We start from the raw sequence: 22,483 nt of genomic DNA, 5'->3' as shown, positions 1-22,483 counted from the left end.
TTGCGTGAAGGCGGATAGTAACGCCGTTAGCAGCCGAACGCGTGTAGCATCACGTAACATCTATAGAGGGTGGATGGCGCCAGGGTCCGGCCGACTATTGCGAAGCGATTGCCACCCCTGCCGCCTTCAGGTCGGCAAGGACGCGTTGCTGATCCTCGGGACGAGGCAGACGGGTGCCGATCTCGTTGCGGATGTTGGCCATCAACGCCGGTGCGTTCGCCTCGAGCCACGCGCGCTCCTCGCGTGCTTCGTCGACCCTGCCCTCCGCGCCGAGGATCGCAAGCAGGACAAGGTGGTGTATGGAGTTGTATCGCAGATCCGCCATTCTGACCCATAGTTCGGCTGCCCGGTAGTCCCGCCGCATATAGGCGCACATGGCGAGACCCACTTCGAAATAGCCTTTTGGGCTGGGATTTTTGTTGATGGCTCTCGACATCAATTCACAGCCGGTATCCCATTTGCCGGAAAGCGCCAGGCGGAATCCATATTCGCCGGCAAGCTCCGTATCGTTGGGGTTGATCTCATAGGCGGCAGCGCCGGCGCTTAATGCCGCATCGACATCGCCGCTGAAGAAGTTGGCAAGCATCAGCGCCTGCAAGGCGCGGGCGTTTTGCGGATCGAGGTCGACTGCGCGCCGTGCGGTTTCCAAGGCAGATTTCAGCGATTGCAGGGCAGGCGCTTTGTCGCGACTGTATTGAAACCGAAGCTCATCGAGATAGGTCATCGACAGCAGGGCCCAATAGGTCGAATTTCCGGGGAGGTGCTTCGTTGCCTGCTGAAGACAGGTCCGGGCAGCATCCAGGCCCTTCGGATTGAGGTCGACACGGTAGCGGTAGTAAGATTGCGCGCAGGCATAATCACCCCAGTCGTCGGGCGCGGACGGCGATATTTTCGCGGTATCGTTCTGGAAAATGATCCCATATGGCGATGCCAGTACAGTCGCGACATCCTGGGCCAAGTCGGCTTCAACCTGCAAGACATCCTGTATGCGAAGGTCCTTGTCGTAGCTGTTCGCCCAGATCACCGACCCATCGTGACGGTTGACGAATCGTGCGGTCAACCGCAGCCTGCTGTCTTCCACCCGCACTCGACCTTGCAAGGCAAAACGCGGTTCCTGCAGATCTTTCGACAGCGGCTGCCCGGCCGATGCCGCAGGCAGATTGGAAATCACGACGATTTCCCGGAATTTTGCCAGGCGCCCAATGACCTCGTCTGTCAGTCCTCGGGCGATCCCTGCCGATGCGCCGGCTTCGGAAATGTCCTCGAATGGCTCCACAAGGACTTGGGGAAAATCCGGCCGATCCGTGGGGGAGTTAGAGGGGCGCGAGAGGGAACCGAACAAGGAAGGAACAGCGAAGACCGCGATCAATGCGGTCAGGCCCAGGGACACCGGCGTCACATAAAAGGTCCAGGACGCCGGAGCGGATTGAACGGCGCTCTCGTTCACAGGTAAGGGATCTGCAGATTTTGAAGGGATGACGGGTTGCACGATTGGGTTGGGGCTATCGCTCGCTTCCGCCGATGGCTCGGGGTCTGTCGCGGGGCAGGTGTCGGCGTGCCTGAAGCAAGGCACATACCCGCCTTTGGGGATGGTAATGATGACCTTATCGAATTGGCCAGCGACCAGATAATATCGTTCCAGAGCGCGGCGTATGCGGCCGGCCTCAATCCTTACGACGGGATCATTCTGGGCATCGAATGAGGCATCTCGTCCAAATACCTCCAGGGCGATTGTGTAGGCCTTCAGATAGGCCCCGCGTTCGGCGAGCGTTTCTTCGACAATATAATCGAGAAATCTACGCCCACGGTCAGGTGCGTGAAACTCCCGGCTGGATCTGATGCGATCAAGCTGTTCTCGTGTTTCCGCTATGGTGGGAATTGCCGCACTTGGCGGTCCCTTTGCTCTTACGCTCTGCATCGCCGCCCCCCGATGAAGCCAGCCGCCATGCCCACGACCGTAGCTTCTTGTATGTTACATCTCTAAATAAGCTTGATGCAATATATTAATTCCTCTGCTTTGCACGAAGACAAAGAGCGGGATGGATATGGGGGCAGGCGATCCAGAAAAAATGGCCATCCTTGCGCTGCTAGAGGTCCATCTGCCCGAGCATCTTGCGCTGGCACGACGGCTTCTCGACGTGGACGAGAATTTCCACGGCATGTGCCAGGACCTGGCAGCAGCCATCGAGGCGCTCACCAACGTAGATTTGCTTCCTGTCACCGTTCGGGAGGGACGGCGACAGGAATACGGCAGCCTGGTCGAGGGGCTCGTCGAGGAAATAGGAGATGCAGTGCTTCGTTCGAAGGTCGTGTCACTGAAGCGTTCCACCGATCCGATGCCATAGCCAGCGTTGTCGCAAAACCGCTGCACAGCTTTGTGCGGCATGCTTTTAGGAGATCGAGGCGTGATGAAAGCGAGATATTTCAGGCTGCTGGCCGGCTTTTCAGCCATAACAATCTCTTCCCTGCCGCCCGTGCCGTGGACTTACGCGCAGACGGCGGCGCCGGCCACCAAGGCCGAGCCCGTGCAGGCGCCGGCCGCGGAAGCGGCCGGGCTCTCCGACGACGAGCTCGAGGTTCTCGTGGCGCGTATCGCGCTTTATCCGGACGATCTCGTCGCAGCGATCTCGGCGGCTTCGCTGTTTCCCCTGCAGGTCGTCGAGGCGGCCCGTTTCCTGGAAGCCAAGAAAAAGAATGCCAGCCTCCAGCCGAAAAGCGAATGGGACGGAAGTGTGATTTCGCTGCTGAACTACCCGGAGGTCGTCAAGATGATGAGCGACGATCTCGAGTGGACGCAGTCGCTCGGAGACGCGCTGACCAATCAGCAGAAGGATGTCCTCATCGCAATACAGCAGCTTCGCGACGAAGCCATCGCGAAGAACATCATCAAGACGGACGACAAGGTCACCATCGTCAACGAGGGCGACAACGTCATCATCCAGCCCACGAACCCGGAGAAGGTCTACATCCCGCAATATGCGCCGGAAATGTTGTACGAGCCGAACTATGACATCGCGCCGATCTCCTATTATCCGGACTCCTACGACAACTACTACTATCCCGGAGCCGGTTTCTTCGCTGCCGCCGTAACCGGCGTCGCCTGGGCTGCGATCGTCAATTGGGATGACTGGGGCGTTTGGGGCGGGCGCTGGAACGGTGATGTCGACATCGATTGCAACGATTGCTTCAACAACCGCAATTTCAACGGAAAAATGAACTTGAACGATGTCGACTGGAAGAATGTCGATCGCAGCAAGCTGAGCATCGGCAAGGATCAACTGAACAAGCTCGATCGCTCGGCGATCCGCTCCAATCTCCAGACGGACAGCCGCAACCAGCTCAAGAACCAGGCCGGCAACCTCCAGAGGGAGCGAAACCAGTCGAGGGGCGATGTCGGGGCCCGAGCCGCGGACGTTCGAAAGAATACCGCGCAGGGGCTGAAATCCAATCCGAAAACGTCAGTGGGCGACACGGCCAGACGCGCAGACGCGCCACGCGCCGACACCCGTCCCGCCAACGCAGGCAATCGTCAGGTCAATGCTGCCCCGAAGGCGAAGCCGAAATCCGGCAAGCCCAAGATGGCCGCTAAAGCCGATAACCGGGGCCGCCAGCAGAGCGCGCTCGGAAATGTCCAATCGGGGCGCCGCGAGGTGGTGAACTCCCAGCGCGGCGGCCAAAGCATGGGTGGCGGCCAGCGCGGCGCACCGCGGGCAACGCAGCAGCGGTCTCGGCCACCCGTGTCGCATGGTGGCGGCGGGCGCGGTGGTGGCCGTGGCGGCGGCGGGCGTGGCGGCGGCGGCCGCCGCTGAAACTGGCAGATGCTTTCCTGAACGCCAAACTATGAGGCGAGCCGATGACACGAGAATCGAGACTGATTTCATTGATGCTGGGTGCGGCGGTTTTCTTGACGGTGCCGCAGCTTTCCGTGGCGCAGGAGCAGAGCAATCTTGAAGAGTTTGCGGCCGGAACTCCGCCCGCCTTCGATAGTCCCTCACTCGCCGTCGACCAATTCAAGCAGGTCCTGGCCTCGGGCGAAATCGACGGTTTGGCTAACCTCTTGGGGCTCAGTGCCGCCAAGCTGAAGGCGAGCAATGAGGCGATGATCGCCTATGCGTTGATACGCGAGGGCGCCGGCAAGCAGGTCATTCTTCAAGATCTCGGCGATCGCAAGGTCGTCGCGATCGGCGATCAGTTGTGGCCCCTGCCTTTCCCGCTCAGTCGCGACCAGAACGGCAAATGGGCTTTCGACAGGAAGATCGGCCTTCAGGAAATCGTCAACCGGAGAGTCGGCAGGAATGAACTGGCGACCATCCAGACGATGACCGACTATTTTATCGCCCAGTATGAATATGCGCGGGACGATCGCGATGGCGACGGTGTTTACGAGTTCGCGCAGAAGCTCGTCAGCACCAAGGGGGCACGGGACGGCCTGTACTGGGAGCCGGGAGCATTCGAAGAGGAGAGCCCCGCCGGCGGTCTCGTCGAGAGTGCAGCCTTCGGCAATGCGAAGCGGGGAGAAGGTTACTACGGCTATCGCTATCGCATCCTGACGGCGCAAGGCTCCAATGTCGTCGGCGGCAAGCAGAGCTATATTGTCAATGGGAACATGACGGGCGGCTTTGCCCTGATTGCCTGGCCGGTAAGCTACAGGGTAACCGGCGTGCAGACTTTCATGGTGAACAACATGGGAGTCATCTACCAGCGAGATCTGGGTGATCAGACCGAGCGGCTGGCGTCGGCGATCAAGGAGTTCAACCCGGGTGCCGACTGGAGACTGGTTGAAGATTAGCGAGGCCGTATGGGGGCGAAATCGCCGGGCACTGGAATGCCAGCGCCCGGTTGGAATAACGTTTGTCGCCGGTTACCTCGCGGCCGAGCCAGGAGGGTAGAGATGGACGGTCCTTCTCGCTTCTCATTTCGATCTCGGCAATGGTCAGACCCTGATAGGCGCCGCCGAAGACATCGATCTCCCAGATATTGCCTTGATCGACAACCTCGTACCTTGTCTTTTCCAGCACCGTGCCACGGACGTGAAGCAGCAATTCTTTGGCTTCAGCGAGGGGAATGTCGTACTCGAACTCCTCGCGCGTCAGGCCGCGTTTACCGAACTTCACCGCCAGCCGGGCCGTCCGGTCATCGATCAGGCGAATGCGCAGGCTGCTGGCAGCGCCTCGTGCGAGATAGCCTTGTCGCAAGATGTGCACGCTTGTCGCGCCGGCGCGCCAAGCGTCGCTGCGCACAAGAAACTTGCGCTCGATCTCGACAGTCTTCATGCCCGGTCACTCCACCGGTTTTTCCCAGGTGAGGAAAAGACCGATATCGCCCGGAATGCCGCCCGGGAAGTTGATGACCAGTGCCTTCAGGCCATAGCCCTGCGGCCTGCCGATCTCTTCGAACAGGTCGTAGAGTTCCTTGGCCTTTCCCTGCAGGCTGTTCTGCCATCCGGGCAAACCGTTGTTGATGGCGCGGCCGCTATCGGAGCAAAAACTCGAGGGAAAACTGTAGATCATGGCCTCGAACTTGCCGTCCGCAGCGGCTTTCGACACGACGCGCCTGATCACCGTGCGTTCGGAATCGCCAATGTGCTTGCGGAAGAAATCCTCAACGAATTCAGAGTGTTTTTTGGCCTCCCGCGCCATTATCTTCTCTTGGCGTTCCATCTCGAGAAGTTGCAGTTCGAGCGCGCGTTTGCGCAGCTCTTCCGCACTGGTCATCGACGGGGTAGAAGCAGCAGGTTCGGTCATCGCTTTGCCCTCCATGAATTACAATAGAGATAAAATGTCGTGGGTTCGGATGGCAGTAAAATACGGTATCATACATGACGCCGGAACGACCGGCCGGGAGGCCCTTCTCCGCGACACCAGGATCGACCCGCGGCATAGCCGGCTGCTGTGCCAATCGCCCTGCGCGGGGCCGTCGCGATTGACTACGCTCAATGCCTGATTGCGCCACATCGGCTAGATTCACCGTGTAGAACCTATGCTTCTTTCGGGAGTAGCCAACATGATGAAGCTATCTTTGGCACTGGCAATCGCGATCTCGACGATCACGGTATCGGTGCAGGCCGACGCCCAGCAGAACCGGCGCGAATACCGCAGAATGAATTGGAGCGAAAACCTGCCGGAAGCGGTCCGAACATATCATGACAAGCGTTTTACTGTCGTAAGCTATAGAATTGCCGACTTTTCGGAGACAGGCCGTCATCCCCCGCAAGGCAGCGAAAAGGATGTCGAGGCCATCCGCGCGGCCGCTCGGTCAAATAAATGGCTTGTCGGCAAACTGAAGGCGAAAAAGCTCACGCCGAACGATATTGAATGGGTCACCAGAGCCCGGAACGGCAACCTGACCTTCTACGTCGAATAAGCGTGGTGCTCCGGGTCCTGTGCCGCGCGGCCTGCTTCAGGTGCTGAGCGCGGCAAGCCTGTTGCGATCGAGGATGTGGACATATCGTTGGCCGTGTCCGAAAAGCTGGACAATGTGGCGCGTCCTGAGCTTGGTAAATGAGCGCGCCACCGATTCGACCGTCAATCCGAGATAGTCGGCAACATCGGTACGCGACATCATGAGTTCAAACTCGTTGGCGCCGCCATTTCGGGCCGACATTTCCTGCACAAAAGTCGCCACACGTTCGAGAGCGCCCTGGCGGGCGACGATAAGCTGCCGCGAATTCGCAATCGCCAGGCTGGACAAGGCTATATCCAACAAATTTATCGGCGGCATCGGCCCGCCGGCTCTCGGAACGGACCGAATTTGGGAGTCGCAGATCGCCTCCGCGAAATCATCATGGATGTCTCCATCCTGCAGGCCGAACCATTCTCCCGCTCCGTAGAATGAGAGAATGTGGCGGTGCCCATTCCGCATTATTCGATAGACCCTCACTGCACCGGACTGGACCTGGTAGAGTGATGATGCCCGCTCGCCTTCGCGATAGATGCCCTGGCCCGGGAGGACCCATAGAACAGTGCTTGGCGGTAGCCGTCGGGTCTCACCTGCATTAATGCCGTTCGGTTCCGGTCTATAACGTTCGGCAGCCTGGCTCGTGGTCAACATTGCTGGTCCCCCCGTGACGCTGCACTCTTACAAGGAAGAGCGGCACTGAAAATTGGGGACGGTCACTACGTAATTGTACGTGATGTCGATGATGTCAGCCGTGACGGCGGAACAGGACCTGCTTCAAAAAGACAGCGTCCGGCCGTGGTTCGAATTTCCTGTCTTCGGGAGTGATCAGGATCAAGGAAGGTTGCAAGCCGATAGGCTAGGCTTGCTCAATCCGGCCCGGCCGCCTCTCGCGTTCAGGTAAGCCGCCGAGCCCTCAGCATTGCTGTGAGGTGCCAGGATGTGGCGATCAATCATTGACGCGCCGTTTGCGCAGGATATCGAACTCGCCGTGATCGACGACGAAGGCGTCCACGCCCTTGTCTTTCCGTGTCAGAGAATATTGGACGGCTGGGTCGATGCAAGAGGCGGCAATAAGCTGGACGTCCACCCGACCCATTGGCGGCGGTGGCTGGCCGAGGAGTTCCACGCCGGCGGCCGGGCAATCGGTCACTGATATAGCCATGTGCAGGTCGTTTGATGCGTCGAGCATTGCTCGCGATCAATGACACCACCGGACCCGTCAACTTAACCTGGCACAGATCGGTTTGGCGCCCGCGGGGCACATGCCCTTGGTCGGCGAGACATGCCTAACAGTCGAGACAAGAAGCCAGGGAGAACCTCATGCGTGGTTTCGGTGTTCACTCGGAGGTCGGAAAGCTCCGGACCGTGATGGTCTGCAAACCGTCCCTGGCTCATCAGCGTCTGACGCCCGGCAACTGTCATAGCCTGCTCTTCGACGATGTGCTCTGGGTGCACGAGGCGCAGAAGGATCATTTCGATTTTGTCCTGAAGATGCAGGAGAGGGGCGTCGAGGTTCTCGAGCTTCACGATCTGCTTGGCCAGACGCTTGCCGACAAGCAGGCGCGTGATTTCGTGCTGGACCGTCGGATCACCCCGAATGTACTCGGCTCGCAGATCGCCGAGGCCGTGCGGCCGTGGCTTGACGAGATGCCTGCCATGCAGCTTGCGGCCTACATGATCGGAGGCATTTCGATCGCCGATCTTCCCGAGGTCAAAGCCAAGTCGTTGATGCTGAGCGCCCTGGCGGAGTCCGAATTCGTCATACCGCCGGTTCCCAATACGCTGTTCCAGCGCGATCCGTCCTGCTGGATCTATAATGGCGTGACATGCAATCCGATGTTCTGGCCTGCAAGACGCGCCGAGACCTTGATCCAGCGGGCGATCTACAAATTCCACCCGTCCTTCAAGGATGGAGATTTCCAGATCTGGTGGGGCGATTCGGATCAGCAGTTTGCCAATGCTTCGATGGAGGGCGGCGACGTCATGCCGATCGGCAACGGCACGGTGCTGATCGGCATGGGCGAGCGTACGACTTATCAGGCCGTCGGCCAGGTGGCGCAGACGCTGTTCAGGAGCAAAGCAGCAACGAGGGTGATAGGCTGCCTGATGCCGAAGAGCCGCGCGGCGATGCATCTCGATACCGTCTTCAGCTTCTGCGACCGCGATGTCGTGACACTGTTTGCCGAGGTCGTCGACCAGATCCGCTGCTACAGCATGCGGCCCAAGGATGATGACGGCACATTCGAGGTCCATCCCGAAAATCGGCCGATGCTCGAGGTCGTCAGCGAAACGCTTGGATTGACTCGGCTGCGGACCGTCGAGACCGGCGGCAATTCCTACCAGGCCGAGCGCGAGCAATGGGACGACGGCAACAACGTCGTCGCCCTCGAGCCGGGTGTCGTCGTCGCCTATGATCGCAACACCTATACCAACACGCTTCTTCGCAAGGCGGGCATCGAAGTCATCACCATTCGCGGCTCGGAACTCGGCCGCGGCCGCGGCGGCGGTCACTGCATGACATGCCCGATATGGCGCGACCCGGCATACTGACGTCTCGCACACACGCAACGGACTCGACGGAGCAAGACAATGAGCTTCAATCTGCGCAATCGTTCGCTTCTGACCGTACAGGATTATACCCCGCGCGAATTCCGGTATCTCCTCGACCTCGCCCGCGACCTGAAGCGCGCGAAGTATGCCCGAACCGAACAGCAGCATCTGAAGGGCAAGGAGATCTGCCTGATCTTCGAGAAGACCTCGACGCGAACCAGATGCGCCTTCGAAGTCGCCTGTTCGGATCAGGGCGCCAACGTGACCTATCTCGATCCATCGGGTTCGCAGATCGGGCATAAGGAATCCTTCAAGGATACGGCACGTGTCCTCGGGCGCATGTACGACGCGATCGAATATCGCGGATCCGCGCAACAGGGCGTGGAAACGCTCGCCCGCTATGCGGGAGTGCCGGTCTATAACGGCCTGACGGACGAATACCATCCGACCCAGATGCTGGCCGACGTGATGACCATGCGTGAACACAGCGACAAGCCGATCACCGATATCAAATACGCTTATGTCGGCGACACGCGCTCGAACATGGGACATTCGCTGCTGATCGTCGGCTGCCTTGTCGGAATGGACGTGCGCATCTGCGGCCCCAAATCGCTCTGGCCGTCGGAAGAATATATGCAGATCGCCAAGGAGCTGCAGCAAAAGTCCGGCGCGCGGCTGCTGGTGACCGCAGATGTCGAGGAGGCTGTCCGCGGCGTCGACTTCGTGCATACGGATGTCTGGGTCTCGATGGGCGAACCCAAGGAGGTCTGGCGCGAACGCATCAAGCTGCTGACGCCCTACCAGGTCAACAAGGCCTTGATGAAGGCAACGGGCAATCCCCAGGCCAAGTTCATGCACTGCCTGCCGGCGTTCCACGACAGCGAGACGGTGCTCGGCAAACAGATTGCCGAAGACTACGGCATGAGCAACGGCCTCGAAGTCACGGATGACGTCTTCGAGTCCGAGGCCAATGTCGCCTTCGAGCAGGCCGAAAACCGCTTGCACACAATCAAAGCACTGCTTGTCGCGACCTTGGGAGACTAGGATGCGTGTCGTTATCGCGCTTGGCGGCAACGCCCTTCTCCGGCGTGGAGAAGCCATGACCGCAGATGTCCAGAGGCGAAACGCGCGGATCGCGGCGGAAGCGATTGCGCCGCTGGCCGCTGAACATCAGCTGATCATAACGCACGGCAATGGACCGCAGGTCGGGCTGCTTGCGCTTCAAGGCGCCGCTTACAAACCCGATGAGGCCTATCCACTCGATGTGCTCGGCGCGGAAACCGAAGGTATGATCGGTTATATGCTCGAACAGGAACTCGGCAATCTGCTGCCGTTCGAGCAGCCGCTGGCAACGCTTCTGACCATGGTCGAGGTCGACGGCGACGATCCCGGTTTCCAGAACCCGACGAAATTCGTCGGCCCTGTCTACGAAAAGGCCGACGCCGATCGTCTTGGCACGGAAAAAGGCTGGGTGTTCAAACAGGATGGCGAGAAATGGCGGCGCGTGGTCGCGTCGCCGCTGCCGAAGCGCATCTTCGAAATCCGCCCGGTGCGCTGGCTGCTGGAACAGCGAACCATCGTCATCTGTGCCGGCGGCGGCGGCATTCCGACGATGTACGAAAAGGGCAGCGACCGAAAGCTGACCGGCGTCGAAGCGGTGATCGACAAGGATCTGTGCTCCGAGCTGCTGGCGCGTGAACTCGATGCCGATCTTCTGATCATGGCAACCGACGCCCGCGCCGTCTGCACGGACTGGGGCAAGCCGTCTCAAAAATCCATTCACAAGACACGTCCCGAAGATATCAGACAATTCTCCTTCCCGGCCGGTTCGATGGGGCCGAAGGTCGATGCCGCATGTCACTTCGCCGAGGGGGCCGGAAAGACCTCTGCAATCGGAGCGCTGGCGGATATCGCGGCGATGGTGCGCGGCGAGCGCGGGACGATCATCAGCAGCAGTTTCCCCGGCCTGACCTGGCACGCATGAGCGTGGGTGAGCCTGCATCACGCGGGGCATCGAGAGACGCGTTGGGCGTCACGAGACGGCCGGGCGCGTTGCAGCGCCTGCTGTCATCTCCTCGCTTTCGACCGCTGCGGCCGCGTTTCGTCTTTGCCAGACATAGACGGGGATCCCGAGCATCAGCAGGACGAGGCCGTAGAGCACGGGCTCGGCACCCGAGCCATAGAGGGTGAACATCGCGAACACGAAGGCGATGAGTTCGATGGCGGTGACGCGCGGGTAACCTCTTCCGCTGCTCAAGCGGGCAGCAACGAGGGTTCTGGCAAGCGAACAGAAGGCATAGGGGACGACCGCCGTCATCGTACTCAGGCCGACCATCAGTCGATAAACGGCGGCGAAGCCCTCGGATCCGAGGGCCTGGACCAGGACCAGGACAGTTGCAAGCGCGGCGGAGACGATCATGCCCACGGCCGGCACGCCGCGGGGCGAGAGCCGTGCAAAGAGCGGAGGGAACAAGCCATCTCGGGCGGCAGCCATCGGAACCTGCCCCATCAACAACGTCCAGCCGTTCAAGGCGCCGATGGAGGAAAGAATGACGGCGATCGAAATCGCCAGCTCTCCGCCGCGTCCCCACATGATACCCGCAGCCTCGGAAAAGGGCGCGACCGAATGGACGAGTTCCTGGCGGGGCACAAGGCCCATCACGACGATCGTGCCGAGCACATAGAGAGCCGCGGCGATCGAGATTCCGAGAACGGTTGAACGGGGGATGGTTCGTTCCGCGTCCTGGACATCACCTGCGGGAACGGTCGCCGATTCGAGCCCGAGATAGGCGAACATGGTCAAGGGCGCCAGCGCTGCGATCGACCCGAGGAGCGGCTGGCCGCTGGGATTGAATTCGGTGAAATGAGACGTGTCGATATACAGCAGGCCGATAATGGCAACGGCGCCGAAGGGAATGAGCTTGGCGTAGGTGGTGACCTGCGCAAACAGGCCGGCCGCGTGGACACCGCGGAGATTGACGAGCACGATCGCCCAGATCACCCCAAGCGTCAGGCATGTCGCGGTGAAGCGGTTGCCGAGACCAGGAAAGAGATCGACCATCACGCCGGCAAAGGCGATGGCGATGACGGGAAGCGATGTCCAGATGGAGATCCAATAGCCCCAGGCAATGAGGAAGCCGGCGAAATCGCCATAGGCGAGCCGCGTATAGGCGTAGGGACCGCCGACGGCCGGCACGAGACTGGCCAGCCGCGCGAAGGTAAGGCCGAGGCAGATTGCGCCGGCTCCCATGATGATCCAGACGATAATGGCAAGGTTGCCGTAGGGCGCAACGGCGGCCGGCGAGAGATAGAAGCCGGAGCCGACCATGTTTCCGACGACGATGGCGGTGCAGGCGGCCAGTCCCAGGCTCTTGCCGTTCGGCGACGTTGCCATCAGATCCCCTCCGAGAGGCCGTCTGCCTGGTGCCGATGGCTCCCCGGGCGGCCATTTCCGAGCGTGATTTTCACTCCAACGATCAACAGCCGCAATCCGGTTCAATGCGTAGTGGTCGATCGGCCTCGATTCCTTCACGATCGACGCGGGGAAGCGCTGCACATTTCCGGGCGACATGCATTAGAATAAGCGGCGGGTCGGCCGCAGGGAGATGACGAGGTGAGCGAGCAGGGGTTTCTACGCATCTCGATTGCGGCGACCGTCGTGATTGCCGCCCTCGGTATCGTTTTCGGCATTCTTTCGGGCTCGTTCTCCATCGCCTTCGATGGGGTCTATTCACTGGCCGATGCAGCAATGACCGGGCTTGCGCTGTGGGTTTCGAGCCTGATCGTCAAATCGGCGCAGAGCGATGCGGCGTCGGGCAGGATCCGCAACCGCTTCACCATGGGGTTCTGGCACCTGGAGCCGATCGTGCTGATGCTCAACGGCTGTCTGCTGATGACGGTCGCGGTCTATGCGCTGATCAACGCCATCATCAGTATCCTCGGCGGCGGGCACGAACTTCATTTCGGCGTCGCGATCACCTATTCGGCAGTGACGGTGCTTGTCTGCGCCGGCATGGCCGTTCTGGGCATCAGGCTGAACCGCAGCCTGAAATCCGATTTCATTTCCCTCGATATCAAGGCCTGGATCATGTCGGGCGGTATCGCGCTCGCCTTGCTGATCGCGTTTCTCATCGGCCTTGCCGTGGTGCCGACCCCTTTTTCCTGGATCGCCAACTATGTCGACCCGGCGGTTCTGGGATTGGTCTGCCTGGTGATGATCCCGCTTCCGATCGGCACGGTGTGGAAAGCGCTGACCGAGATCCTGCTGATGGCGCCGGTCGATCTCCAGGACCATGTCGACCGCGTTGCCACGGATGTAGTTGATCGTCTTGGCTTCCTCTCCCACCGCGCCTATGTCGCCCGCGTCGGCAGGGCGATGCAGATCGAACTCTATTTCATCGTGCCCGAGGGCCTGCCTGCAAAGACGGTCGAGGAATGGGATGCGCTTCGCGACGAAATCGGCGCCGCAATTGGGGACGAGAGTGCCAATCGCTGGCTGACGATCGCCTTTACGGCCGATGCGGAATGGGCCGAATAGGCCCTCCAGCGCCCTTTTCCCTTCGCCTTCGCCAAGCTTCTGCGCCATCTTGATTGCGATCAACGACGGTTATGCGCCCGGCATGTACGATTCTCCAGCCTCAGACGAGTGCGGCCGCGCGGCGCGCTGCTGCCTTTGAAAACCGGACTCTGGAGGGTCGCATGGAATTCCATAAGGCATTTCCGGTAGCCGTCATCGATGAGGACTTTGACGGCAAGAGTGCCGCCGGGCGCGGAATGCGCGATCTGGCGGCGGCGATCGAGAACGAGGGCTTCCGCATCGTTTCCGGTGTCTCCTATGAGGACGCTCGCCGGCTCGTGCATATCTTCAACACGGAATCCTGCTGGCTCGTTTCCGTCGACGGCACGGAGGACAAGGCGTCGCGCTGGCAGGTGCTGGAAGAGGTGCTGGGCGCGAAGCGCCGGAAGAACGACCGGCTGCCGATCTTTCTCTTCGGCGACGACACGACCGCCGAGGATGTCCCGGCCGGCGTGTTGCGTCACGCCAATGCCTTCCTGCGGCTTTTCGAGGATTCGGCGGAGTTCATGGCCCGTGCCATCGTGCAGGCCGCTCGCAACTACCTCGACCGGCTGCCGCCGCCGATGTTCAAGGCGTTGATGGATTATACGCTCGAGGGCGCCTATTCCTGGCATACGCCCGGCCATGGCGGGGGCGTTGCCTTCCGCAAGAGCCCGGTCGGGCAACTGTTCTACAGCTTCTTCGGCGAGAATACGCTGCGATCCGATATCTCCGTATCGGTCGGCAGCGTCGGTTCGCTTCTCGATCATGTCGGGCCGATCGCCGAAGGCGAGCGCAATGCCGCGCGTATCTTCGGCACGGATGAGACGCTGTTCGTCGTCGGCGGTACGTCGACTGCCAACAAGATCGTCTGGCATGGCATGGTCGGTCGCGGCGATCTCGTGCTCTGCGACCGCAACTGCCACAAGTCGATCCTGCACTCGCTGATCATGACAGGGGCGACGCCCATCTACCTGACGCCGTCACGCAATGGCCTCGGCATCATCGGTCCGATCTCGAAGGATCAGTTCACCCCCGCATCGATTGCCGGCAAGATCGCCGCCAGCCCCTTCGCCGGGCAGACCAGCGGCAAGGTCCGGCTGATGGTCATCACCAACTCGACCTATGACGGGCTCTGCTACAATGTCGATGCGATCAAGGCATCGCTTGGCGACGCGGTCGAAGTGCTGCATTTCGACGAGGCCTGGTACGCCTACGCCAATTTCCACGAATTCTACGATGGCTTCCACGGGATTTCGTCGAACCAGCCGGCGCGGTCGCAAAACGCCATCACCTTCGCCACCCACTCGACGCACAAGCTGCTGGCGGCGCTTTCGCAGGCCTCGATGATTCATATCCAGCATGCCGAGACCAAGCGGCTCGACGTCACGCGCTTCAATGAAGCTTTCATGATGCACACCTCGACCTCGCCGCAATATGGCATCATCGCCTCCTGCGATGTCGCGGCCGCGATGATGGAACAGCCGGCCGGCCGCGCGCTGGTGCAGGAGACGATCGACGAGGCGATCAGCTTCCGCCGGGCGATGAACACGGTGAGAAAACAGACGGAAGGCAGCTGGTGGTTCGACGTCTGGGAGCCGACGGTTGCCGAGCAGACGCCGAGCGACACCCATGCCGACTGGGTGCTGAAGCCCGACGATGCCTGGCATGGTTTTGTCGGCCTTGCCGAAAATCACGTCATGGTCGATCCGATCAAGGTGACCATCCTGTCGCCAGGCCTGTCGGCAAGCGGGGTGATGGACGAACACGGGATACCGGCGGCCGTCATCACCAAGTTCCTGTCGTCGCGGCGCATCGAAATCGAAAAGACCGGTCTCTATTCCTTCCTCGTGCTATTCTCCATGGGTGTCACCCGCGGCAAGTGGAGCACGCTCGTCACCGAGCTCCTCAATTTCAAGGATCTTTACGACGCCAATGCGCCATTGACCCGGGCGCTGCCGGCGCTCGCTGCCGCCCATCCGGAAGCCTATGCCGGCATGGGGTTGAAAGATCTCTGCGAGCAGATTCATGCGATCTATCGCAAGGACGACGTGCCGAAGGCGCAGCGCGAGATGTACACGGTCCTGCCCGAAATGGCGCTGCGTCCTGCCGATGCTTACGACCGGCTGGTCAAGGGCAAGATCGAGAGCGTCGAGATCGACAATCTCATGAACCGCATCCTCGCGGTCATGATCGTTCCCTATCCGCCGGGAATTCCACTGATCATGCCCGGCGAGCGGATCACCCCGTCGACGAAGTCCATTCAGGATTACCTGCTCTACGCCCGTGATTTCGACAGCAAGTTCCCCGGTTTCGAAACCGATATTCACGGCCTTCGCTTCGCGCCCGGTGACGGCGGGCGCCGCTACCTCGTCGATTGCATTGCAGGGGAGGAGCAGCAATGATCCCGCGTGACGTGAAGTCTCCGACCGTCGCCATACCCTTCCACAAGATGCTGAAGATCGTGGCGATCGTCGACCGCGACAACTCTCAGGCGCAGGCGCTGGTGTCACAGATCACCGCCCAGGGTTTCGAGGTGGAACGGCGCGATGATTATTCCGCCGATGTCTCCGAAGATGCGGATGTCGGCGCCTATATCGGCTCGGTCGAGGGCGGCAGGCTGCCGGCGGCGCGCAGCTTCCTCCGTTCCGTCAGAGAGATCGGTTTTCGTACGCCAATCTGGGCGATGGCCGATACGCTGACGATTGCCGATATGGATGTCGTCGAGATGGCCGGGGAGGTGGACGGTTTCGTCTATCTCGGCCAGCAGACGCCGACCTTTTATGCCAAGCAGATCGTCTCCAGCGCGGTCAATTACGGCAAATCGCTGCTGCCGCCCTTCTTCGGCGGCATGATGGCCTATGACGGCGAGGCCAATATTGCCTTCGATTGCCCGGGGCATCAGGGCGGCCAGTTCTATCGAAAGTCGCCGGCCGGGCAGCTCTTCTTCAAATATTTCGGCGAGAGCATTTTCCGCAACGACCTCTGCAATGCCGATGTCGATCTCGGCGATCTCCTGATCCATGAAGGTCCCGCCGTCGAAGCCCAGAGGCAGGCGGCCCGCATCTTCGGCGCGGACCGCACCTACTTCATTCTCAACGGCACAAGCACGTCCAACAAGGTGGTGGCCAATGCGGTGCTGCGAAGCGGGGATCTCGTCCTCTTCGACCGCAACAATCACAAATCCCTGCATCAGGGCGCTCTCGTGCAGGCCGGCGCCATCCCGATCTATCTGCCGACCGCCCGCAACTCCTTCGGGATGATCGGCGCAGTCGACTGGGCGGCCTGGGATGAAAATTGGCTGCGGCAAAAGATAGAGGAACATCCACTCGTCGCCGACAAGAGCCGTGCGAAGGCGGAAAGGCCGTTCCGCTTGGCTTGCATCCAGCTCGCGACCTATGACGGCACGATCTATAATGTCAGCCAAGTCATGGAGAGGATCGGCCATCTCTGCGACTACGTGCTCTGGGACGAGGCCTGGATCGGTTACAACGCCTTCCATCCGCTGTTCGACGGCCACAGCCCGATGCGTCTTAAAGACCTGCGACCGGATATGCCGGGGCTGTTTTCCACCCAGTCGGTCCACAAGCAGGGCGCCGGTTTCTCGCAGGCGTCACAGATCCACAAGCGCGACGAACATATCAGCGGCCAGCGCCGCTTCGTCGAACACAAGCGCTTCAATGAATCGCTGCTGATGAATGTCTCGACCTCTCCCTTCTATCCGCTTTTCGCCTCGCTCGACGTCAATGCCAAGGTGCATGAGGGCAAGGCCGGCGAGATGCTCTGGGACCGCTGCATCGAGCTGGGGATCGAGGTGCGCAAGAAGTTGCGTGGTTTCGTCGATCATTACGAGTCCAAAGCCGCAAGCGCTGAAGAACAATGGTTCTTCGATCCCTTCGTGCCGGACAGGGTCTCGGTCGCAGGCTCGAAACATACGGGCGATCTTGCCGATATCAAATGGGAGGATATCCCGACCGATGTGCTGAAGCGCGAACAACAATGCTGGCGGTTCGATCCGGAGGCGAAGTGGCATGGCTATTCCGGTTATGCGCCCGGCTATACCATGGTCGATCCCAACAAGCTCACACTGCTCACCCCGGGCATCGACCGCAAGACCGGCGAATATCGCGAGTTCGGCATCCCGGCGACTGTTGTCGCCAACTATCTGCGCGAACAGCGGGTGGTGGCTGAAAAATGTGACCTGAACAGCCTGCTCTTCCTGCTGACGCCTGCCGAGGACGAGAGCAAACTGAACACGCTGGTCGCCAAGCTCGTCAAGTTCAAGAACCTCTGGGATCGGGACGCGCCATTGCAGGAGGTGCTGCCGACGGTTTTTGCAGCCAATCGCGAGCGCTATGCCGGATATACGGTTCGCCAGGTCTGCGGGGAGATGCACGCCTTTTACCGTGAGGCCGGTGTCAAGGAATTGCAGCGTCTCTGCTTCCGCTCCGAGAGCTTTCCGGAGCCGGCAATCCCGCCCAAACAGGCCTATGAGGCCCTCGTCGCCAACAATGTCGATTATGTGCCGATGACGCAGGCTGCCGGCCGCATTTCGGCGACGCTGGCGCTGATTTATCCACCGGGTATCGGTGTCATCGTGCCCGGAGAGCGCTGGGACGACAAGGCGCGGCCGATGCGGGATTATTTCCTGGCCTTCGAGGAATCCTTCAACCGCTTCCCGGGCTTCAATTACGAGGTCCAGGGTGTGTTCCAGGAACGGATCGATGGGCGGATCAAATTCCATACATATGTCGTGCGCGAGTAGGGGGTAGGGAGGATTTCATCATGACCGACAACACAATGCATCTCGCGACCGAGGCTACGGCCAAGAAGAAGATGAATCTGGTGCAGCTCACCTTCATCGTCGCCGTCAACATGATGGGGTCGGGCATCATCATGCTGCCCGCCAACATGGCGCAGGTCGGGGCGATCTCGCTGCTCTCCTGGATCGTGACGGCTGTCGGCTCGATGGCGATCGCCTATGGATTCGCGCAGGCCGGGCTGTTCAATCAGCGCCCCGGCGGCATGTCGGCCTATGCCGAGGACGCCTATGGGAAGGACGGCTATTTTATGGTGTTCTTCCTGTATTTTCTGTCGCTTGCGATCGGCAATGTCGCCATCGGCATCTCCGCCGTCGGTTACCTCGCAGGGTTTTTTCCGGTGCTGACCTCGACGCCTATCATGACCTGCCTGGCTCTGATCATTCTTCTCTGGCTGACGACGGCCGCCAATTTCGGCGGTCCGCGCATCACCGGGCGCATCGGCTCGGTCACGGTATGGGGCGTTATCCTGCCGGTCGGACTGCTGTCGATCATCGGATGGCTCTGGTTCAGTTCCAGCACCTTTGCCGCCGCCTGGAACCCGCAGGGACTGTCGCTCGGGCAGGGGATGGGATCGAGCATTTCCCTGACGCTCTGGGCCTTCCTCGGCATGGAATCGGCTGCACAGAATTCGGATGCCGTGGAAAACCCGAAGCGGGATGTGCCGCTCGCCTGCATGTTCGGCACTCTCGGGGCCGCCGTCATCTACATCCTGTCGACGACGGTCATTCAAGGCATCGTGCCGAATGCCGATCTCGCCGCATCGACCGGTCCGTTCGCGCTCGCCTATGCCACGATGTTCAATCCGACGATCGGTTCGATCATCATGGCGCTTGCCGTGCTTGCCTGCCTGGGCTCGCTTCTCGGATGGCAGTTCACCATCGCGCAAACGGCGCGCACGGCTGCGGAAGAGCGGATGTTCCCTACCGTGTTTTCACGGGTGAACGAGATGGGGGCGCCGGTCCAGGGGATGATCATCCTCGGCGTCGTGCAGACGGGCCTGGCGCTGATGACGATATCGCCGACCCTCAGCGAACAGTTTTCCGCTCTCGTCAACCTCGCCGTTGTCACCAATGTGCTGCCATACATCATCGCGCTGTCTTCGCTCTTCGTCATCATGAAGGCGGCGCGCGTGCCGCAGGCGAAATACCGGCTCAACGCCGCCATTGCCCTTGTCGGCATGCTCTACAGCGTGTTCGCCATCTACGCCTCCGGCAAGGACGCCGTGCTTGGCGGCATGCTGGTCACGGGTCTCGGTTTCATCATTTACGGGCTGATCGCACCGCGCTTTGCAAACGGCGCGAACCGCGTGCCGGCAGAATAGTGCAGGGGAGGAAGAACCATGCCAATCAGCAAAGGGCGGTGGACAGCGATTGCCGCCTCCATCTTCATCGGTGCGCTGGCGACAGCCGCCTTTACCCCGGTTGCCGCACAGACGCTGGACCGTATCCGCAGCAGCAGTTCGCTGAAGCTCGGTTACGATCCCGATGCAAGGCCGTTTTCGTTCAAGTCGGATCAGGGTGCGCCCGACGGCTATGCGGTGGCGCTTTGCAACAAGATCGCCGACAGCGTGGGGGCGGAACTGAAACTCTCGCAGTTGAACATAGAATGGGTTCCTCTCGGCAACGATGCCCGGCCGCGGGCCATCCAGGACGGCGTGGTGGATCTCGTCTGTGCGGCCGAGCCGGTAACGATCAGCCGCCGACAGGAGGTTTCGTTCTCGCTCCCGATCTTTCCGAGCGGCACGGGCGCGCTGCTGAGGGCAAGTGCGCCGGTGGCCTTGCGCGAAGTGCTGGAATATGGGCAGCCGTCGAGCCGGCCGATCTGGCGCGGCTCTCCGGCGCGCACGATCCTTGAGCACAAGACCTTTTCGGCGATTGCCGGAACCGCCAGTGAACGGTGGCTCTCCGACAGGATCGAGACCTTCCAGCTGGCTGCAACGACAGTGGCGGTCAACAACTACCAGCAGGGCATCGACCGCGTTCGCGACGGAAGCTCGGCGGTGCTGTTCGGCGACATGTCGCTGCTGATGGATGCTGCGGCACGCAGCGATGATTCCGGCAACCTCATTGTTCTGAAGCGCCATTTTACCTTCCAGCCCCTGGCCCTCGAGATGGCCCGGAGCGATGAGGACTTCAGGCTCAGCGTCGATCGAGCGCTGAGTCTCACCTATGCCGCCCCGGAATTCCGGGCGTTCTTCACGACCTGGTTTGGCCCGCCGGACGAACCGATCGAGACTTTTTTCCGCCAGACTGCCTTGCCGGAATGATAAGAGGCGCAAGGCTGCCAAGCGACAAGCGTCGTCATCGAGCACCGGTGAGGTCAAACGACGTGGTCACGGGAGGGCGCGATGGGCTCGCAGGGCGGGCAAGGCGACGATCCGACAGCGGACCCAGCAAGGGTCCGTGATCAGCTTGATCGCATCCTATCTAGCGTGGAATTCCAGGCTCCGGACCGCAGCCGGCGGTTTCTGGCATATATTGTCGCCGAAACCCTGGCAGGACGGGAGACGAACCTGAAAGCCTACGCAATTGCCCAGGCGGTCTTCGGCCGGGATGCGTCCTTCGATGCGCAAAACGACCCGGTCGTTCGCATCGAGGCAGGGCGTATCCGCCGGGCTCTGGAGCGTTATTATCTGGTGGTCGGGCGAGACGATCCAATCCAGATCACCATTCCCAAGGGCCGATACGTACCGAGCTTTATCGTAAGGCAGCCGGCCATCTCACCAGAAAATCGTTCCGAGCCAAAGGACAATCGTCGGCACACGTTAGCGGCACAACAGAAGCCATCATCCTATCGAGACCTCCTCCTGCCGATCGGCGTGCCGCTTGTCCTTGGTCTTGTGGCGATCCTTTCTCTGATACGACCGCTCGAAGGACTTTTCGGCTCCTCCACCCCCGCCGTCGCCACCGTCTCGTCCAAGGGAGATGAATTGAAGGCTGAGATCCTCGTGGAACCTCTGGTCGGCACAGGTCGCCAAAACGGCGATGTCGACATTGCCAAGGGACTGACGGACGAAGTGATCGCGCAGCTGACGAAGATAAACTCCGTGATCGTCAAGGCTGCCGGTCCGCAAACGCAGATCGTCGCGTCAAACCGACCGCAACTTTCTCTGCAGGGAAGCCTGGGAACGGAAGGCTCCAGGCTGCATGTCCAAATCCGGCTGGTCGATCGCGCCGACGGCACCGTAACCTGGACAGGCGCTTATGACAGAACCTTCGAGGGCCGAAGCATTCTCGACGTCCAGGAGGAAGTCGCCCGGCAGATCGCCGACGCGATATCCAGCCGGCAGTAACGTCAACCTACATCGCAAGAGCTTACGTGATGCTACAGGCACTTACAGCCTGACGGTGCTAGTCTTTGGCTGTGGTATTTATTCAGGCCGTCCCTGGCCGGATGCGCTGCGGGCGAGGGTTCATGCAAAACGACATCACCGTACACATCGTCGATGATGAAGAAGAGGTCCGAAAGTCTCTGACTTTCCTGCTCGTCTGCGCCGGCTTTGCGGTCCGCGCGCATACCTCTGCTGCCGCGTTTCTGGATCAGCCTCTGTCGGAGGGAAAGTGTTGCCTGCTGACGGAACTCCCGATGCAAGGCGTTGACGGCGTCGAACTGCTGGAATGTCTGAAGGCGCGCCACAACGGCATACCGGCCATCGTCATCAGCGGTGACGGGGATATTGCCCTGGCGGTTCAGGCCATGAAGGCGGGCGCCGTCGACTTCATTGAAAAACCTTTCAAGGACGATGTTCTCATCGCCGCAATCAAGGAAGCGACGGCGCATTCTGATATATCCGAAGAACAGCGTGACGAAGTCGTGCTGGCGCGTATTCACCAATTGACTCAGCGCGAGCAGCAGGTGCTGAGCGGGATCGTCGATGGGCTTCAAAACAAGCAGATTGCTTTTGAACTCGGCATCAGCGCACGCACCGTCGAAGTTCATCGGGCGAATGTCATGGCAAAGATGAAGGCCCGCAATCTCCCTCAGCTTATGAAAATGGTGATCCCGCTCAGGCCTTCAGGCAACACCTGGCTGCGATCCGCCAGTTGAAATCCGAGGTGCCGCCTTACGCACGCCGCTGGCGCAACCGCCGCCCAATTTTGCGCGACATGCTTCAACATTTGACCGTGATCAATGCGCGAAGGCCGGCCTTTCCTTA

20 protein-coding genes are annotated in these 22,483 nt (G+C 60.5%); 14 read left to right on the top strand and 6 right to left on the bottom strand.

Features of this window, described 5'->3' with window-relative positions:
• Positions 1-94 precede the first annotated feature (94 nt).
• The gene (locus CO666_RS29370) at positions 95-1,918 is read right to left on the bottom strand and encodes a hypothetical protein (RefSeq protein ID WP_097615533.1); all 1,824 of its coding nucleotides are present in this window, start codon (positions 1,916-1,918) and stop codon (positions 95-97) included.
• A gap of 121 nt (positions 1,919-2,039) precedes the next feature.
• Between CO666_RS29370 and CO666_RS29365 the strand changes: the two genes are divergently transcribed.
• The 3 genes from CO666_RS29365 (at position 2,040) to CO666_RS29355 (ending at position 4,789) form a co-directional block, all read left to right on the top strand.
• A complete protein-coding gene (locus tag CO666_RS29365; RefSeq protein ID WP_245436886.1) occupies positions 2,040-2,345 on the top strand; it encodes a hypothetical protein in 306 nt (101 codons plus the stop codon).
• 63 nt (positions 2,346-2,408) lie between these two features.
• Entirely contained in the window at positions 2,409-3,809 is a 1,401-nt protein-coding gene (locus tag CO666_RS29360; protein ID WP_179869784.1) for a DUF3300 domain-containing protein, read from the top strand.
• Positions 3,810-3,853: 44 nt separating this feature from the next.
• Positions 3,854-4,789 (top strand): DUF2950 family protein, encoded by a 936-nt coding sequence (locus tag CO666_RS29355; RefSeq protein ID WP_097615531.1) that lies wholly within the window; start codon positions 3,854-3,856, stop codon positions 4,787-4,789.
• Here CO666_RS29355 and CO666_RS29350 read toward each other — a convergent pair.
• Together CO666_RS29350 and CO666_RS29345 are read right to left on the bottom strand one after the other, a co-directional pair.
• Positions 4,752-5,273, bottom strand: coding sequence for a CYTH domain-containing protein (locus CO666_RS29350; protein ID WP_097615530.1), 522 nt, complete (start codon positions 5,271-5,273; stop codon positions 4,752-4,754). The two genes, CO666_RS29355 and CO666_RS29350, sit on opposite strands and share 38 nt — an antisense overlap.
• Positions 5,274-5,279: 6 nt before the next feature.
• Positions 5,280-5,744, bottom strand: coding sequence for a hypothetical protein (locus CO666_RS29345; RefSeq protein WP_097615529.1), 465 nt, complete (start codon positions 5,742-5,744; stop codon positions 5,280-5,282).
• A gap of 259 nt (positions 5,745-6,003) precedes the next feature.
• Here CO666_RS29345 and CO666_RS29340 point away from each other — a divergent pair, with 259 nt between their 5' ends.
• Positions 6,004-6,363 carry a hypothetical protein gene (locus CO666_RS29340; protein ID WP_179869783.1) on the top strand — a complete coding sequence of 120 codons (360 nt, stop codon included), beginning with the start codon at positions 6,004-6,006 and terminating at the stop codon, positions 6,361-6,363.
• Positions 6,364-6,399: 36 nt separating this feature from the next.
• On the opposite strand, the gene CO666_RS29335 is transcribed toward CO666_RS29340, so the two are convergent.
• Positions 6,400-7,050, bottom strand: a complete 651-nt coding sequence (locus CO666_RS29335; protein WP_097615528.1) for a helix-turn-helix domain-containing protein — start codon at positions 7,048-7,050, stop codon at positions 6,400-6,402.
• Between the two features lie 295 nt (positions 7,051-7,345).
• Positions 7,346-7,561 carry a hypothetical protein gene (locus CO666_RS35060; RefSeq protein WP_179869782.1) on the bottom strand — a complete coding sequence of 72 codons (216 nt, stop codon included), beginning with the start codon at positions 7,559-7,561 and terminating at the stop codon, positions 7,346-7,348.
• 158 nt (positions 7,562-7,719) lie between these two features.
• Between CO666_RS35060 and arcA the strand changes: the two genes are divergently transcribed.
• The 3 genes from arcA to arcC are packed head-to-tail and all read left to right on the top strand — an operon-like array spanning position 7,720 to position 10,933.
• Positions 7,720-8,949 carry an arginine deiminase gene (gene arcA, locus CO666_RS29325; protein ID WP_097615526.1) on the top strand — a complete coding sequence of 410 codons (1,230 nt, stop codon included), beginning with the start codon at positions 7,720-7,722 and terminating at the stop codon, positions 8,947-8,949.
• Between the two features lie 39 nt (positions 8,950-8,988).
• Positions 8,989-9,993, top strand: a complete 1,005-nt coding sequence (locus tag CO666_RS29320; RefSeq protein WP_097615525.1) for an ornithine carbamoyltransferase — start codon at positions 8,989-8,991, stop codon at positions 9,991-9,993.
• 1 nt (position 9,994) lies between these two features.
• The gene (gene arcC, locus CO666_RS29315; protein WP_097615524.1) at positions 9,995-10,933 is read left to right on the top strand and encodes a carbamate kinase; all 939 of its coding nucleotides are present in this window, start codon (positions 9,995-9,997) and stop codon (positions 10,931-10,933) included.
• Positions 10,934-10,981: 48 nt separating this feature from the next.
• On the opposite strand, the gene CO666_RS29310 is transcribed toward arcC, so the two are convergent.
• Positions 10,982-12,343 carry an amino acid permease gene (locus CO666_RS29310; protein WP_097615523.1) on the bottom strand — a complete coding sequence of 454 codons (1,362 nt, stop codon included), beginning with the start codon at positions 12,341-12,343 and terminating at the stop codon, positions 10,982-10,984.
• A 219-nt stretch (positions 12,344-12,562) separates the two neighbouring features.
• On the opposite strand from CO666_RS29310, the gene CO666_RS29305 reads away from it, so the two are divergent.
• From CO666_RS29305 to CO666_RS29275, 7 genes are all read left to right on the top strand, one after another.
• Positions 12,563-13,486 (top strand): cation diffusion facilitator family transporter, encoded by a 924-nt coding sequence (locus tag CO666_RS29305; RefSeq protein WP_097615522.1) that lies wholly within the window; start codon positions 12,563-12,565, stop codon positions 13,484-13,486.
• Between the two features lie 161 nt (positions 13,487-13,647).
• The gene (locus tag CO666_RS29300) at positions 13,648-15,909 is read left to right on the top strand and encodes an Orn/Lys/Arg family decarboxylase (protein WP_097615521.1); all 2,262 of its coding nucleotides are present in this window, start codon (positions 13,648-13,650) and stop codon (positions 15,907-15,909) included.
• The gene (gene speC / locus CO666_RS29295; RefSeq protein ID WP_097615520.1) at positions 15,906-18,269 is read left to right on the top strand and encodes an ornithine decarboxylase; all 2,364 of its coding nucleotides are present in this window, start codon (positions 15,906-15,908) and stop codon (positions 18,267-18,269) included. The genes CO666_RS29300 and speC overlap by 4 nt, the downstream gene beginning before the upstream one ends.
• 20 nt (positions 18,270-18,289) lie before the next feature.
• Positions 18,290-19,648: a putrescine-ornithine antiporter gene (potE, locus tag CO666_RS29290; protein WP_097615519.1), complete on the top strand. Its 1,359-nt coding sequence runs from the start codon at positions 18,290-18,292 to the stop codon at positions 19,646-19,648.
• A gap of 18 nt (positions 19,649-19,666) precedes the next feature.
• Positions 19,667-20,593, top strand: coding sequence for an amino acid ABC transporter substrate-binding protein (locus tag CO666_RS29285; protein ID WP_097615518.1), 927 nt, complete (start codon positions 19,667-19,669; stop codon positions 20,591-20,593).
• 81 nt (positions 20,594-20,674) lie between these two features.
• A complete protein-coding gene (locus tag CO666_RS29280) occupies positions 20,675-21,619 on the top strand; it encodes a hypothetical protein (protein ID WP_097615517.1) in 945 nt (314 codons plus the stop codon).
• A gap of 122 nt (positions 21,620-21,741) precedes the next feature.
• Positions 21,742-22,374, top strand: a complete 633-nt coding sequence (locus CO666_RS29275) for a response regulator transcription factor (protein ID WP_097615516.1) — start codon at positions 21,742-21,744, stop codon at positions 22,372-22,374.
• Positions 22,375-22,483: the final 109 nt, after the last annotated feature.

It is taken from the genome of Rhizobium chutanense (assembly GCF_002531935.1).
GTDB classification, from domain to species: domain Bacteria; phylum Pseudomonadota; class Alphaproteobacteria; order Rhizobiales; family Rhizobiaceae; genus Rhizobium; species Rhizobium chutanense.
The sequence above is the reverse complement of the archived record's forward strand: the minus strand, read 5'-3'. Positions and strand labels throughout refer to the sequence as shown.